14 protein-coding genes are annotated in these 13,985 nt (G+C 35.3%); 11 read left to right on the top strand and 3 right to left on the bottom strand.

The features are described from left to right. Positions 1 to 30 precede the first annotated feature (30 nt). The 7 genes from LC814_RS04870 to LC814_RS04840 all read left to right on the top strand — a co-directional run bounded on the left by LC814_RS04870 (position 31) and on the right by LC814_RS04840 (position 6,990). The gene (locus LC814_RS04870) at positions 31 to 504 is read left to right on the top strand and encodes a Fur family transcriptional regulator (RefSeq protein WP_226065332.1); all 474 of its coding nucleotides are present in this window, start codon (positions 31 to 33) and stop codon (positions 502 to 504) included. Then, entirely contained in the window at positions 504 to 2,240 is a 1,737-nt protein-coding gene (locus LC814_RS04865; protein WP_226065331.1) for an OstA-like protein, read from the top strand. The genes LC814_RS04870 and LC814_RS04865 overlap by 1 nt, the downstream gene beginning before the upstream one ends. A gap of 159 nt (positions 2,241 to 2,399) precedes the next feature. Further along, positions 2,400 to 3,134: a hypothetical protein gene (locus LC814_RS04860; RefSeq protein WP_226065329.1), complete on the top strand. Its 735-nt coding sequence runs from the start codon at positions 2,400 to 2,402 to the stop codon at positions 3,132 to 3,134. Between the two features lie 339 nt (positions 3,135 to 3,473). Then, entirely contained in the window at positions 3,474 to 4,058 is a 585-nt protein-coding gene (locus LC814_RS04855) for an ATP-binding cassette domain-containing protein (RefSeq protein ID WP_226065327.1), read from the top strand. 107 nt (positions 4,059 to 4,165) lie between these two features. Continuing rightward, the gene (locus LC814_RS04850) at positions 4,166 to 5,344 is read left to right on the top strand and encodes an aspartate aminotransferase family protein (protein WP_226065325.1); all 1,179 of its coding nucleotides are present in this window, start codon (positions 4,166 to 4,168) and stop codon (positions 5,342 to 5,344) included. Between the two features lie 382 nt (positions 5,345 to 5,726). Continuing rightward, on the top strand, positions 5,727 to 6,113 hold the full coding sequence (locus LC814_RS04845; RefSeq protein WP_226065324.1) for an START-like domain-containing protein: 387 nt from the start codon (positions 5,727 to 5,729) through the stop codon (positions 6,111 to 6,113). A 73-nt stretch (positions 6,114 to 6,186) separates the two neighbouring features. Then, the gene (locus LC814_RS04840; RefSeq protein ID WP_375373400.1) at positions 6,187 to 6,990 is read left to right on the top strand and encodes an aminotransferase class IV; all 804 of its coding nucleotides are present in this window, start codon (positions 6,187 to 6,189) and stop codon (positions 6,988 to 6,990) included. Between the two features lie 136 nt (positions 6,991 to 7,126). Here the strand turns inward: LC814_RS04840 and LC814_RS04835 are convergent, their stop codons facing one another. After that, complete coding sequence (locus LC814_RS04835) at positions 7,127 to 7,675, bottom strand: YqgE/AlgH family protein (RefSeq protein WP_226065322.1); 549 nt, start codon at positions 7,673 to 7,675, stop codon at positions 7,127 to 7,129. A gap of 52 nt (positions 7,676 to 7,727) precedes the next feature. On the opposite strand from LC814_RS04835, the gene pdxH reads away from it, so the two are divergent. Further along, positions 7,728 to 8,372 carry a pyridoxamine 5'-phosphate oxidase gene (pdxH, locus tag LC814_RS04830; RefSeq protein ID WP_226065320.1) on the top strand — a complete coding sequence of 215 codons (645 nt, stop codon included), beginning with the start codon at positions 7,728 to 7,730 and terminating at the stop codon, positions 8,370 to 8,372. 49 nt (positions 8,373 to 8,421) lie between these two features. Here the strand turns inward: pdxH and LC814_RS04825 are convergent, their stop codons facing one another. Beyond that, positions 8,422 to 8,733 (bottom strand): HU family DNA-binding protein, encoded by a 312-nt coding sequence (locus LC814_RS04825; protein ID WP_226065318.1) that lies wholly within the window; start codon positions 8,731 to 8,733, stop codon positions 8,422 to 8,424. Between the two features lie 394 nt (positions 8,734 to 9,127). On the opposite strand from LC814_RS04825, the gene panD reads away from it, so the two are divergent. Further along, positions 9,128 to 9,478: an aspartate 1-decarboxylase gene (panD, locus tag LC814_RS04820; RefSeq protein ID WP_226065316.1), complete on the top strand. Its 351-nt coding sequence runs from the start codon at positions 9,128 to 9,130 to the stop codon at positions 9,476 to 9,478. A gap of 96 nt (positions 9,479 to 9,574) precedes the next feature. Next, entirely contained in the window at positions 9,575 to 10,543 is a 969-nt protein-coding gene (locus LC814_RS04815) for a lysylphosphatidylglycerol synthase transmembrane domain-containing protein (RefSeq protein WP_262903727.1), read from the top strand. Between the two features lie 69 nt (positions 10,544 to 10,612). Here the strand turns inward: LC814_RS04815 and LC814_RS04810 are convergent, their stop codons facing one another. Beyond that, entirely contained in the window at positions 10,613 to 12,631 is a 2,019-nt protein-coding gene (locus LC814_RS04810; protein WP_226065312.1) for a M3 family metallopeptidase, read from the bottom strand. A gap of 240 nt (positions 12,632 to 12,871) precedes the next feature. On the opposite strand from LC814_RS04810, the gene LC814_RS04805 reads away from it, so the two are divergent. Then, positions 12,872 to 13,942, top strand: a complete 1,071-nt coding sequence (locus tag LC814_RS04805) for a DUF6263 family protein (protein ID WP_226065310.1) — start codon at positions 12,872 to 12,874, stop codon at positions 13,940 to 13,942. Positions 13,943 to 13,985 lie beyond the last annotated feature (43 nt).

Raw genomic sequence — 13,985 nt, 5'->3', positions numbered from 1 at the left:
TATCGGTAAATTTGCACATATTTAAATTAGATGGACGCGAAACATAAAGAGCTTAATATTGCCACAATTAAAGAGGTTTTACGACAGTATCTGCAGGAAAAAGGGTTTAGAAATACGCCAGAACGGTATACAATTTTAGAGGAAATCTACAATATGGAGCATCACTTCAATGTTGATGATCTTTATCTTTTGATGATGCAGAAAAAGTACCATGTTTCGAAAGCGACTATTTACAATACCATCGAAATATTTTTGGATGCCGGCCTGATCAGAAAACATCAGTTTGGCGAAAAAACCTTGACTTCTTCATCCTACGAGAAATCTTATTTTGATAAGCAGCACGATCATTTGGTTATTTATAAAAAAGATTCCGACAAGGTAATACAGGAAATTATTGAATTTTGTGATCCCAGAATTCAAGGGATTAAGGATTCGATTGAAGAGGCTTTTGGCGTAAATATTGATTCCCACTCACTTTATTTTTACGGAACCAAAAAGGATTAATGAAAAAACTTTTCGTTTTTTTTCTCTTCATCAGCGCCCATTTTTTTGCGCAGATCAATACCCAGCCTCAACAAGATTTGGTAAAAGATCCTTACTTTAATAATGCCCAGACAGGTGCAACCGCTGAAAAAGTAAAACTCATTCACTCCGATTTTTTTCAGAAAGCTTTAGATAAATATAATGGGAATCCTTACTTTTCCGGAAATGTGCAATTCGCGCATCAGGGTTCAATTTTAACTGCTGATGTGGTCATCTTTTATCAGGAACAAAACTTCGTAAAAGCCATCGGGAATGTTCGACTTCAGAATGCTGATGGTTCGGTAATCACGTCCGGAGAAATGGAATACGACGGAAATACACAAAAAGGTATTGCCCGAAAAAAAGTTTTACTTACCGATCCGGGTCAAACCATTCAAACCGAAACACTTTATTACGACCGCCTTTCGAACAAAGCCTACTTCAATACAGGCGGGACGATTACGAAAGACGGAAACGTGATGTATACCAAGTCGGCCACCTACGATTTAAACAGCAGAATCATTGATTTTACCGGAAACGTAAAGATTGATAATCCTGAATATACGGTTGAAGGCGTAAATATTGTTCAAAATCAAAATACAAATACGGCAACTTTTAACGGAGCTACTACGATTACGAATAAAAAGAACCCGAGCAACCTGATTTACACGGAGAAAGGAACGTATAATATGAATTCCAAGGAAGTATATCTCAAAAAGAATTCCCGAATTCACTACAACGGAAAGTTACTTACAGGCGACGACATGTACTTCAATCAAATTACCGGTTTTGGAACTGCCAAAGGAAATGTAACCTTGCGCGATCCCAGGGAAAATAGGTATATGAAAGGAGGTTATGCCGAAATCTATGAGAAAAAAGATTCGGCGATGATGACCGAAAAACCTTATGCAGTGAAGATTTTAGAAAAAGACTCTATGTATTTTTCAGCGGACCGAATTTTGGCTTATCAGAAAATAGATGAGCAAAATCCATTAAAGAAAAAGAGCTTTTTGCGTGCTTACCGCAAAGCGCGAATGTTTAAATCTAATATTCAGCTTCGGGCGGATTCTCTAAGCTTTAATGAAACAGACGGTATCATGCACTTGAACGGTAATCCGATCGCCTGGAGTGGAGAAAAACAGATCACCGGAAATAAAATTGAAGCGTATTTCGATACCGAAAATGAGTTTATAGATTCTTTGCGTGTCATCGGCGATGCATTTGCTATCAGCAAAGCAGATTCTTTGAATTTGAAAGACGAATTCAATCAGGTCAAAGGAAAATTAATGACGGTTTACTACGAGAAAAACGACGTTAAACTGGCCAAAGTAATCGGAAATGCGCAGGCAATTACGTATGCTGATGATCGAAACGAAAAAACGAAAGAAGTTGAAAGAATTGGAGTTTCATTATCCACTTGCGGAACGATTGAAGCTGAATTTGAAGACCGAAAAGTTCAGATTATTTCCTGCAATATTGGTGCAAATGTAGATACGTATCCGATGAGTTTAATTTCGCGAGAACAGCGGTTTTTTCCCGATTTTAATTGGAATACCAAAGATCGCCTGCGCACCTGGCGAGATATTTTTGTAGATTCTCCAAATTATGAAGAGATTCAATATGAAGCAAATGATGTGTTGTACAAAGCCGCGCAGAAAGCTATTGATGAGGAGAAAGCCAAAGAAGAAGCCAAAAAACCAAAACGCGTCCGGAAATAATTTTTTTTATTTGGGCGCCTTTTTCCGCCCTCCGTTCCCGCTTTTTCACTCGTCCTGCCTCCTCGCGAAAAGAGCTCCACTCAGGTCGGGGCGCAAACTGATTGCTTCTAAAGTTTAGTTTAAATTTGTATTTTGCTGTCCTATTAATTAAGGATAAGCATGACTTCTATTTTACTATATATCAAAACCAGATTAAATGAAGGTGGCGAATTCAAAGCCAGTGAAGTGGTCAATACTTGGTTAATGAAAGTGTTAGATCGCTATTTCATTTGGTTTTATATCGTTTCTATTTTTATCTTTTTTTCTCTTATTAGCTTTGTTTCAATTGGTTTTGGAGCTGAAAATGGAATTGAGTTTTTATTTAATAACGAACGCTTTCCAACACTTAATTTTTATAATTATACCAGCGTTTTAATTTTAGGGTCTCTTTTTTTTAAATTGATGTCTGAAACCGCAATAAAGCAAAGCCAGACTTTTTTTCACATGATTACTTTGTATTTCCAGAATCCGACAAAAAGATTATGGGAATTAAACAAATTTATTTTTTTTAATGGTTATGGTTTTAGAATATTAGTGAGTTCATTATTTGCAATTCCTATCGTTATTCCTTTCTATTTTTCAGCAAATATTTACTTGAACATTTTTATTGCTTACACTTTTCTTTTTTTTGCAATAGTTTTATTAAATGCAGTTGAAACCTTGCTTTATGTATTAGAACAAAATTTGAGCGTAAACACTTCTGTTTCTACTATAGTTTTATTCGTCGTTGGTTTTGTAGCAAATGCTTATTTCGATGCAAATAGAATAGTTAATCTGGTTGATTTTGCGATGATCTTAGGGCTGCTGTTATTTTCCTCACTTGCAATTCATTATTATGTAAAAACCAAATTGTGATGCTTTTCAAATATTATCTGATTCTTTTTTTAAAAAGGTTCTTTTGGATTCATTACTTGACCTTAGTAAGTCTATTTTTTGTAGGTGCAGAGATCAAAAGCTTCCTCTCGTTTGTACTTTTAGCCAATATTTTTATTCAGCAATTTAAATTATTTTCTGACTTCAAAGACGTAGTCATCCTTTGTAAATTGTATCAAAAACCGATTTATTTTATTGCGATCTTTAATGTAATTTTGGCCAGTTTCTTATTAGTGGTTTTTAAGGAAATTGTTCCACCGACTTTAATATTCGCGATACTTTTACCCGGATTTACGTTTAACATTTTTAAAACTTTATTAAATGCTCATTGAAATAAAAAATCTTAACAAATCTTTTAAAAATATAGTGGTTTTAGATAATGTAAACATTTCGATACCAGAAAGTGGAATTGTGCTTCTGAAAGGTAGAAATGGAACTGGTAAATCAACTTTATTAAAGATTATTTCTAAATTTATTAAAAAATATTCTGGATTAATTAATTACAATGATAATCTGTTTTTTGAAAAATCTGGTTTTCTTTTAGATGTCGATATCTTAATTGATGATCTAAGTTTTGAAGATAACATGCAGCTAATCGGCGGTATATTAAAAATGGAAAAAGGTGAGGTTGAGAACAAGATTGCTTTTTATCAAGACCTTTTTTCTTTACCAAGAAAAGAATTTTATAAGAACTATTCTCTAGGAATGAAAAAGAAATCTGAATTAGCAAGAACTTTAATTAATGATCCACAGTATATTTTTTGGGATGAACCTTTTAATTCTTTAGACCAAGAAAGTGTAAAAATTATTGTGGATCAAATTTTAGATAAAAATAAATTATTTTTCATCGTCACCCACGAAGATTATTTAGATAAAATCACAGATGAAATTATAGTTTTAGATTAAATATTAATTTGAAAAACAGAGTAGAATTAAGGGTGATTCATTTTACTTTCAACTAAATTTTTGCCGAACTTTGTCAAAGATTTAAATTTTGGACAAAGTTTTCTTTTATGCAACACGATTTTTTTAAATACCAGGCCCAAACCACCCAATTCGCCGCAGGTTTCGAAGTAGAAAAAGCAGCAGGTTCTTATATTTATGGTAAAAACGGGAGACGCTATTTGGATTTCGTGGCCGGCGTTTCTGCCAATACATTGGGCCATTCTCATCCGAAAATTGTTGAAGCCATTAAAACTCAGGCAGAGAAATATCTGCACGTTATGGTTTACGGCGAATATGCGCAGGAAATGCCGGTAAAATTATGCAAACTCCTCGCTGATGCTACACCTGAACCTTTAGAAGTTACTTACCTTGTCAACTCTGGCGCAGAAGCAATTGACGGTGCTTTGAAGTTGGCAAAACGTTTTACGGGCAGGGAAGAAATTATTTCCATGACGAATTCGTACCACGGAAATACGCACGGTGCATTGTCCGTTTCGGGAAATGAATATCACAAACGGGAATTCCGTCCACTCTTGCCGATGGTGAGTTTTATTGAATTTAATAATCAAGACGATTTCTCAAAAATTACCGAAAAAACGGCGTGTGTTTTAGCAGAAACCATTCAAGGTGCTGCCGGATTTTTAGTTCCTGATTCAGACTATTTTAAAAATTTAAAAAAGCGTTGTGACGAAGTTGGCGCGTTATTGATTCTCGATGAGATCCAACCTGGATTTGGACGAACTGGGAAACTTTTTGCGTTCGAACATTTCGAAATGGTTCCTGATATTTTGGTGATGGGAAAAGGAATGGGAGGTGGCGTTCCGGTGGGTGCTTTTATGAGTTCTAAAGAAATTATGCATTGTCTGTCACATTCACCGAAATTAGGCCATATCACGACATTTGGTGGTAATCCACTTATCGCAGCAGCAAGTCATGCAACTTTACAGGAAGTTTTAGAAAGTGGTTTAATGGATGAAATTCAGGAAAAAGAAAATCTATTCCGGGAATTATTGGTTCATCCTAAAATTAAAAATGTCAACGGAAAAGGTTTGATGTTGGCCGTAAATCTAGGAACTCCAGATTTTACTTTGGAAGTTGCAAAAAGTTGTATGGAAAAGGGTTTGGTTGTTTTCTGGCAATTGTACCGAAATGAATATCTGCGAATTTCGCCTCCATTGACGATTTCTTTAGCGGAAATTAGAGAAGGTTGTGCGATTATTCTGGAGGTTTTAAATGAAATTAAGTAATTTTTCTACGACTTACTTTTAATTTAAATCTTGAAGGCAAAGTAGAAGATATTTTCGGGCAAATAATTCTGAGCTTTTCTAAAAAATGTCTTTTCCGATCTTACTTTTTTCTCAGCATTCTGGAAGTGAAAGAGCGTTTTTAAAATCTTCGAAAAAGGAAACGGATTTTCTTTTAGCCCCGATGGGAGCGGCATCCCCCGATGATATAAATCATGTAATAATAGCGGGAATTTCGCAATCGGGGATATAGCGGACAGCGGGACGGGATTTAGCAGAAGAAATCAAACTTCAAGCTTCTGATTATTTAAAGTTTTGAACGATTTATATTGTTTAAATAAGAAATTAATTTATATATTGCGACACATTAAAAATAGGTAGCAATATGGCGAAAACGAAAGTGCAATATGAATTTCCAATGCACTGTCAGTCAGAGATTTTATACGAATATATGGCGAGCGCAGAGGGACTTTCGGAGTGGTTTGCAGATGATGTAGAAGAAAAAGGAGACGATTTCTTCTTTAGCTGGGGTAGTGGGCCAGAAGAGAAAGCTACGCTTATTCGTTATAAGCCAGAAAGCTTCGTGCGTTTTCGTTGGGAAGAAGATGAAGGAACCAAAAATTATTTTGAAATGACCATCGTTATTGATGATATTACAGAAGATTTGGCCCTAAATGTGGTTGATTTTTGCGATGCCGGTGACGAAGAGGAAAATAGACTCTACTGGGAAAACCTTATCGAAAATCTTAAATTGAAATTAGGCGCCTCCTAATTTTTTATTGAAAATATCATGATGAACGATTTTTCGTTCATTATTTTTTTACCCTCTAAATACTTTTATCATTTTGAAATTATCTGTTCACTCAGAGCCCGCTCAGCTTAACAATCGCGCTTTTTTGTATGGTGATGCGGTGCAGGTTTCCTTTTTTGTTCATCAGTCTAAATTAATTTTAGCAGAAGAATGCTATTTTTTCTTAATGGCTTCTATGCGCAAAATGAGAATGGCAATTCCGCTGACTTACACGCTGGAATTTTTTCAGAATTTATTTTCGGAAAAAGTTATAAATGAAGGATTTGCAAAGGGAATTATTAGTTTTAATGTTTACAGAACCGAAAGTGAGAAATCACTTTCAAAAAATGATATTTCGTATTATTTTGAAGCAGATTCGGAAGTTGATGTTCTAGAATTACAGAAAAAGTTTGAGATCGATCTGATCAAAGAAATCAATGTAAACACGAATGTTTTGAGTGGAATTCATGTTCATTCTCCAGAAAATATTTATGCAGAAGTGTATGCGGTAGATAATGACCTGGACGATGTCATCTTTTTAAATCCGAATAAGCGAATTGCAAGAACAATTTATGGCAATCTTTTATTTCTGGAAGGCGACACTATTAAAATTCCCAAACAGACTGAAGGTGCTTTTGTTTCGCCATTGATGGAAAGTTTTGTGACTTTTGTTCACCAGAATAAACTCGCCGTAATTGAAGAAGCTGAAATGATTGCTTTTGAATCTCAGAAAGCGGAAGAAATTATCATTGTTTCTGACCAAAAAGGAATTTTTCCTGTTACCAAAATTCGGAACAAAACCTTTGAAAACGATCGTTTCTCGCAAATGATTTTGGCTTGGTCAGGTACTTTTTCCTAGAATTGGCAAACCCGATCAGCAACCTCAGTGAAAGGTCAGTAACCGGGCTTTTAGTACTTTAGTATTGCGAAGATAGATTAAATATCAATCGGTTGTTATGCGATGGATATTAAAATTTTGTTAAAGTTTTTTGAGCTTAATTCATAGACACATCTTCGGGCGCATTGGCCCACAAAAGAAATTCACCACCTAAATTCTGCATGATTTTTTTCCAGAGGTTTTGGTCGTTGGGCGAGGTATAATCTAAATTGTAAATATCTACAGGTGTCCACATTTTACGAAGAATTTCGCCGTCCAATTGCTGTATTCCCCAACCCGTATAGCCGGAAAAAACTTTCACGTTATTGATTGGCATTCGGAGATCGATGATCGCGGCAACAACATTTTCAATATCTTCTGTGAGATAAAATTCCCCACTAATTTCAGAATAAGATTCGGTTATTTTTTCTCCTTTACAAATGAAAAATATTTTATCATTTTCTACGGGACCACCATCATAAACTGAAACCTGAAATCCAAAAATATCTAGAAGTTTTGAGGTCATGTTGTCGTTCTTTTTGTTCAGTATTAAGCCAAAAGCACCTTGTTCATTATGGTCAATAATAAGAACCACTGATCGGGAAAATATGTCGCCCGATATATCTGGAGTGGAAATTAAAATTTTACCTTTGTAAGAATAATTCATCTGAAATGTGAGGTCAAATAAAGAACCTTTGATCAAAAGTAATAAAAATTTAATGGAAAACTTACACGATAAAAGAAAAATTTATGACCGGTCAGAACTTTTAGAAAACCAAATAAAAGAGAATCCGATGGAGCAGTTTCGGGATTGGTATTCCGAAGCAGAAGAGGATGCTCAGGTAGCAGAAGTGAATGCCATGTCTATTTCTACTGTTGAATCTGATGGTTGTCCGCGTACCCGAATGGTTTTATTAAAAGCCTACACTTGGGAAGGTTTTATTTTTTATACCAACTATGAAAGCCGAAAGGGAAAAGCAATTGAAAACAGCCATAAAGCTTGTCTTCATTTTTTTTGGCCAGATTTAGAACGTCAGATCATTATAAAAGCTGACTTGGAAAGATTGGCTCCGAATCTGAGTGATGGTTATTTCCACTCTCGACCAAAAGGCAGTCAATTGGGTGCTGTGGTTTCTCCACAAAGTCAAGTCATTCCGAATCGGGAATTTTTAGAAGAGAAATTAAGAATATTAGAAAGTGAATTTGCAGAAAAAGATGTTCCCCGTCCGGAAAATTGGGGTGGTTATCTTGCAAAACCATATGAAATTGAATTTTGGCAAGGTCGCCCTAATCGGTTACACGACAGACTTATTTATAATCTTAATGATGATTTCGACTGGATCGTCAGCCGATTAGCCCCATAGAAAAAGTCCCGAGTGATCGGGACTTTAATTTTGTATCATAATCTAACGATTATTTTTTCTTTTTAGCGGCAGCAGCGTTCATACCTTCCATTACGGCTCCAGCTAAATCGGCTCCAGCTTTAAACTTAGCAACTTTCTTAGCTGCAATTTGAATTGGTTTTTTGGTAGCTGGGTTAATACCTTGTCTTGCAGCTCTTTCAGCTACAGAAAAAGTACCAAATCCTACCAAAGATACTTTACCATCTTTTTGCTTCAATGTGTTAGACACGTTAGAAATAAATGATTCAAGAGCTGCTTTTGCTGCAACTTTCGTGATGTTCGCATCCTTTGCAATAGCGTCGATTAATTCAGACTTGTTCATAATAATAATTAGTTAGGGTTAATTTGATTGTATAGCAAATATAAAACTTTTTTCATATTGCACAAATTTTTTAGAAATAATTAATCAATATTCAACAAATAAGGAAATTTAACACAAACTTAAAAAACCTGATTTACTTGATTAATGAGCCTTGCAGAGTGCTATAATTGTGCCAAACCTAATGTTAGTCGTATTTAATTGAAATTTTAAACTTTGCGTTTATAATTGTGAATTATCAAATAGAAGAGTCTTCTTTCAATTGTTTTATCTTTATTTGTAAAGGTTTATTAAACAGATATTTAAGATATTTTCTTTGTGGATAAAAATTTTATTAAAAGCTGAAAGTAAAAAGTTTTATGTACGGTATTTTGATTAAAATAATTAAATTTGCGCCATGTTAATAGAAATCTTCAAATCTAAAATTCATCGTGTTCATGTAACTGAATCTGATCTCAACTATATTGGGAGCATTACCATTGACGAGGATTTACTTGATGCCTCTGGAATCATCGTTGGCGAAAGGGTTTATATTGTGAATGTAAATAATGGTGAACGTTTCGATACCTACGCCATAAAAGGTAAAAGAAAATCTGGAGAAATCTGTTTAAACGGACCTGCAGCAAGACTGGTTCAAAAAAATGACATCATTATTATCATGTCATATGCGCAGATGACACCTGAAGAAGCCAAAACTTTTCAGCCAAAAATTATTTTTCCAGACGAGAAAACCAATCTTCTTACTTAATTTCTGAAATATTTTCTTTTGGAAAATCCTACAAAATCCACCTTTTTTAAAACATTCTTAACGATTGCTATTTCTCTCGCGATTGCCGCACTTTTTATGTGGTGGGCGTTGAAAGGAATGGAATTTAGAAAAATCGCCGGATATTTTGCAAAAGCCAATTACTTTTGGGTATTTATTGCCGCAATATTTGGGGTACTCGCATATTGGTTCCGTGCCGTGCGCTGGAATCTTCTTTTAGAGCCGATGGGTTATAAAATTTCGACTTCAAATTCCTTTTGGACTATTTCTTTTGGATATTTAATGAACCTTACCATTCCACGAAGTGGTGAACTTGCTCGTTCTACGGCTTTATTTGGAGTAGAAAAAGTTCCTGTTGATAAGTCTTTTGGAACCATTATTCTAGAGCGTGTCGTCGATTTGATGTGCATGTTGGTGTTCTTAGGTCTTACCCTGATTTTTAAATACAAAGCCATTGTTGCATTCTATACTTATTTAACTGAGGAGAAAGGGAAAACTGCAGAACCTACATCAAATTTGAAACTCTTAATTATTGGATTAATTGTCTTTTTTTTAGGTATTATCTTATTATTAATGCGAAAAAAATTAGCACAATTTTCAATTTATCAAAAGGTGTTGGATTTTGTAAAAGGTATTTTTCACGGCTTGACTTCTATTTTTAAAATGAAGGAAAAAGGAAAATTTATAGCGTACACTGTAGGAATCTGGATGTGCTACTACCTTGCCGCATATTTGGTGTGTTTTGCTTTGCCAGAAACGTCTGAGTTTACATTTGCCGATGGCTTTTTCATTATTGTAGTCGGAACTTTGGGAATGATGGTTCCTGCTTCTGGCGGAATCGGTGCTTTTCACCTGGCGTTAAAATTTGGCATAATGGCACTCTATCTTTCAATGGGTAAAAATCCGGAAGAAGGTGGAGAAGTCGGACTTTCCTATGCATTTATATCTCACACGATGCAGCTCGTTATAATGCTCGTTTTGGGTGCGGTGTCGATTCCTATTTTGGCAAAAGCCCGGAATGCAGCGGTAAAAAATCAGAAATTTTAAAGTAAAAAATTCTTAATTAAAAAGGGATCGCTGCAACAGGGATCCCTTTTTAGATTTTAAAATAAGCCTTTAAACATTAAAAGCTCTTTTCAGCAAACTCTCCACTTTTGGCTCACTACCACGGAAGTTTTTATACAATTCCATCGGATCTTTTGTGCCGCCAGAGGAAAGTAAAACCTTGTATTTTGCAGCGATTTCCGGATTGAAAATTCCATTTTCTTTAAAATATTGAAAAGCATCAGCATCCAAAACTTCTGCCCATTTGTAAGAGTAATATCCTGCCGAATAGCCACCCTGAAAAATATGAGAAAAACTCGTGCTCATTACCGTTTCAGGATTGCTGGGATAAAGGTTTGTCGCCTTGGTTTCTTCAACTTCAAATGTCTTAATGTCGCCAATCTTTGCAGAATTGGTGTGATAACCCATATCTAACTTCCCAAATCCAATTTGCCGCATGGTTTGATAACCTTCCATAAAATTTTTGGAGTCTGATATTTTCTGCATTTTTTCTTGAGGTAAAATCTCGCCTGTTTGATAATGTTTTGCAAAAGTCTGCAGGAACTCCGGTTCATAGCAGTAATTTTCCAAGAACTGAGAAGGTAATTCAACAAAATCCCATTTCACAGAAGTTCCGGAAAGATTTGGATACGTTGTATTCGCCAAAACACCGTGTAAAGCGTGGCCAAATTCATGGAAAAGTGTGGTGACTTCCTGAAAAGTTAACAAACTTGGTGTATCTGCCGAAGGTTTTGAAAAATTACAGACAACCGAAATATGAGGCCGGTGATTTTCTCCATTTTTAATGTATTGGCTTTTATAACTCGTCATCCAAGCGCCGGCTCTCTTGCCTTTTCTCGGGAAATAATCGGCGTAGAGTAAAGCTTTAAATTTGCCGTTTTCAAAAATTTCGTACGTTTTTACGTCAGTGTGGTATTTCTGAATTTCATCTCTTTCTTTAAATTCCAGACCAAAAAGTTTTTTCGCCAACCCGAAAACCGCGGTCTGCACTTCTTCAAGAGGGAAAAATGGTTTCAGTTCCTCATCATCGATATCAAATTTCTGTTTTCGTAATTTTTCAGCATAGTAGGTATGATCGTAGCTTTCCATTTCATCAATTCCGTCGGCCTTCGCCAATTTCTTCAATTCATCGATTTCTTTTACCGCAAATGGTTTTGCTTTTTCTAATAATTCATTTAAAAAAGAGGTGACCTCTTTTGGGGATTTTGCCATCCGTTCTTCTAAAACAAAATCTGCATAACTGTCGTAGCCTAAAAGTTTTGCCTTTTCCTGTTTTAAGGAAATTAAATCTCTAATTAAATTCTGATTGTCGAATTCGTTTTGCTGAAATCCTTTTTTTCCGTTCGCTAAAGCAAGTTCTTTCCGTAATTCCCGATTTTCCGCATAAGTCATCAGCGGCAAAAAACTCGGATGTTGTAGAGTAATCACAAATCCTTCGAGCTTTCTTTCTTTTGCCTCTTCGCGATATTGCTCTAAAATCGCTTCTGGAATTCCTGAAAGCTCTTCTTCGTTTGTTATATGTTTGAAATAATTATTCGTTTCTGCCAATACATTTTGTCCAAATTGCAATGATTTTTTAGACAATTCAATACTTATATTTTTAAATTTTTCCTTTTCTTCATCATCCAATAATGCACCGCTTCGCACAAAACCTTTGTACGTTTCATTTAAGAGCATTTGTTGTTCTTCGGTGAGGTTATATTTTTCTTTTTCGTCAAATACCTTTTTTATCTTTTCAAAAAGTAGGGTATTTTGAGAAATTTTCGTGGAGAATTCAGTTAAAATTGGGGAAACTTCCTGTGCGATTTTCTGAATTTCGTCATTGGTTTCGGCAGAATTTAAATTAAAGAAAATTCCTGAAACTACCTCCAGTTTTTGTCCTGAATATGCCAATGCCTCAATTACATTTTCGAAATTTGGTTTCTCTGGATTTTCTACAATTGCATCAATTTCTTTTTCAGAGGTGATAATCAATTCTTGAAATGCGGGCAGAAAATGTTCTTCTTTTATTTCATTGAATGGTGCAGACTCATAAGGAGTTGAAAATGGCTGTAATAAAGGATTTTGCATCTGTATTTTATTGGTGTTATTCTAGAGTTTCGGTTATTTCACAAATTTAAGTAAAAATTTATTTTCAAAAATTTAGGATTCGTAGGAATAAGTTCAAATTAACCACGTTTAAATTATTTCATCAAGAGGTTAAAAAAGGCTTCGCGGTTTGAAATCACCTAAAATAATTACCTTAAATTTGTCCGTCGTTAAAACAGATGTGAAAAGCTGTTTAATTTTAAAATTCAGAAAAATTAGTCAATGAAAAAACTCACAGCCCTCGCGCTTCTCGCTATAACTTTAGTTGCCTGTAAAAAAGAAACAAAAACAATTACCAAAGTTGATCCGGAAACTGGAAAAACAGTTACTGTGGAAGTTCCTGTGGAAACTGTAACCGATTCCACAAAGGTTGCGCAGCCGAATGCAGTGGTTTCTACGCCCGCAATTTACGAAGCAGCTGGAGTTTACAAACAAACCTTCAAATTGGAAAAAGGTCAAACATATCCATTGATTACTTATCAGAAAGATGTGCAAACCATGAAAGCACCCGATGGTAAATCGCAAAGTGGTACTAGTGAAATGACCGACGAAATGTCGTTCACGGTGAATGATTTTAAAGATGGTATTTATGATATTTCCATCAACCTTACCGGAAAAAGAAATTCCCAATCGGCAAATGGGAAAACGGTTGCCGTAGATACAAAACAAGGTGAACCGAAAGATGAGCAGCTGAAAATGATGTGGAAAGTGAACAAGGCGCTGGTCGGGAATAAATTAAACTTAAAAATGAGCGATACTGGAAAGGTAATTTCCATCACCGGTTTCGACACCGTTTACAATAAAGTGGCTGCGGCAGTTGGAAGTACCATCAAAGATGCGAAAGATAAAACCGCTTTTATCACCAGTTTCAAACAAAGCTTTAATGAGAAAGTCTTGAAAGATCAGTTTTCTAAAAACCTGGTGTTGATTCCAGAAAACGGAGTTAAAATTGGGGAAAAATGGACTCAAACTGAAAATGCTAGTCCAGATGGGAAAATTAAACTCACCACGACTTATGTGTTGAAGAATGTAGGAAATGGTATTGCACAGATTGGAGTTTCCGGTGGAATCCCAAAGAAATCTGATAAAAAAACGCAGGAAGGAATTACCCGCAGTATGAGTTCTGAATTGTCTCAAAATGGAACAATCACGTTGGATCAAAATACAGGTTGGGTGAAAAACCAGAATATTGCTGTAAAAACCTCGCAATCGGAAACGCTTTCCGATGGAAAACAGTCCCAAACGATGAAATCAACTTCTAATTCTACGGTTGTCGTAAATCCATCCAAATAATTTAGCCTAAAGATTAATATTATAAAGTAATCTTCATTCAATC

Origin of the sequence: Kaistella polysaccharea, assembly GCF_020410745.1 — a bacterium.
GTDB lineage: Bacteria > Bacteroidota > Bacteroidia > Flavobacteriales > Weeksellaceae > Kaistella > Kaistella polysaccharea.
This window is presented reverse-complemented; position numbering and strand designations above follow the sequence as displayed.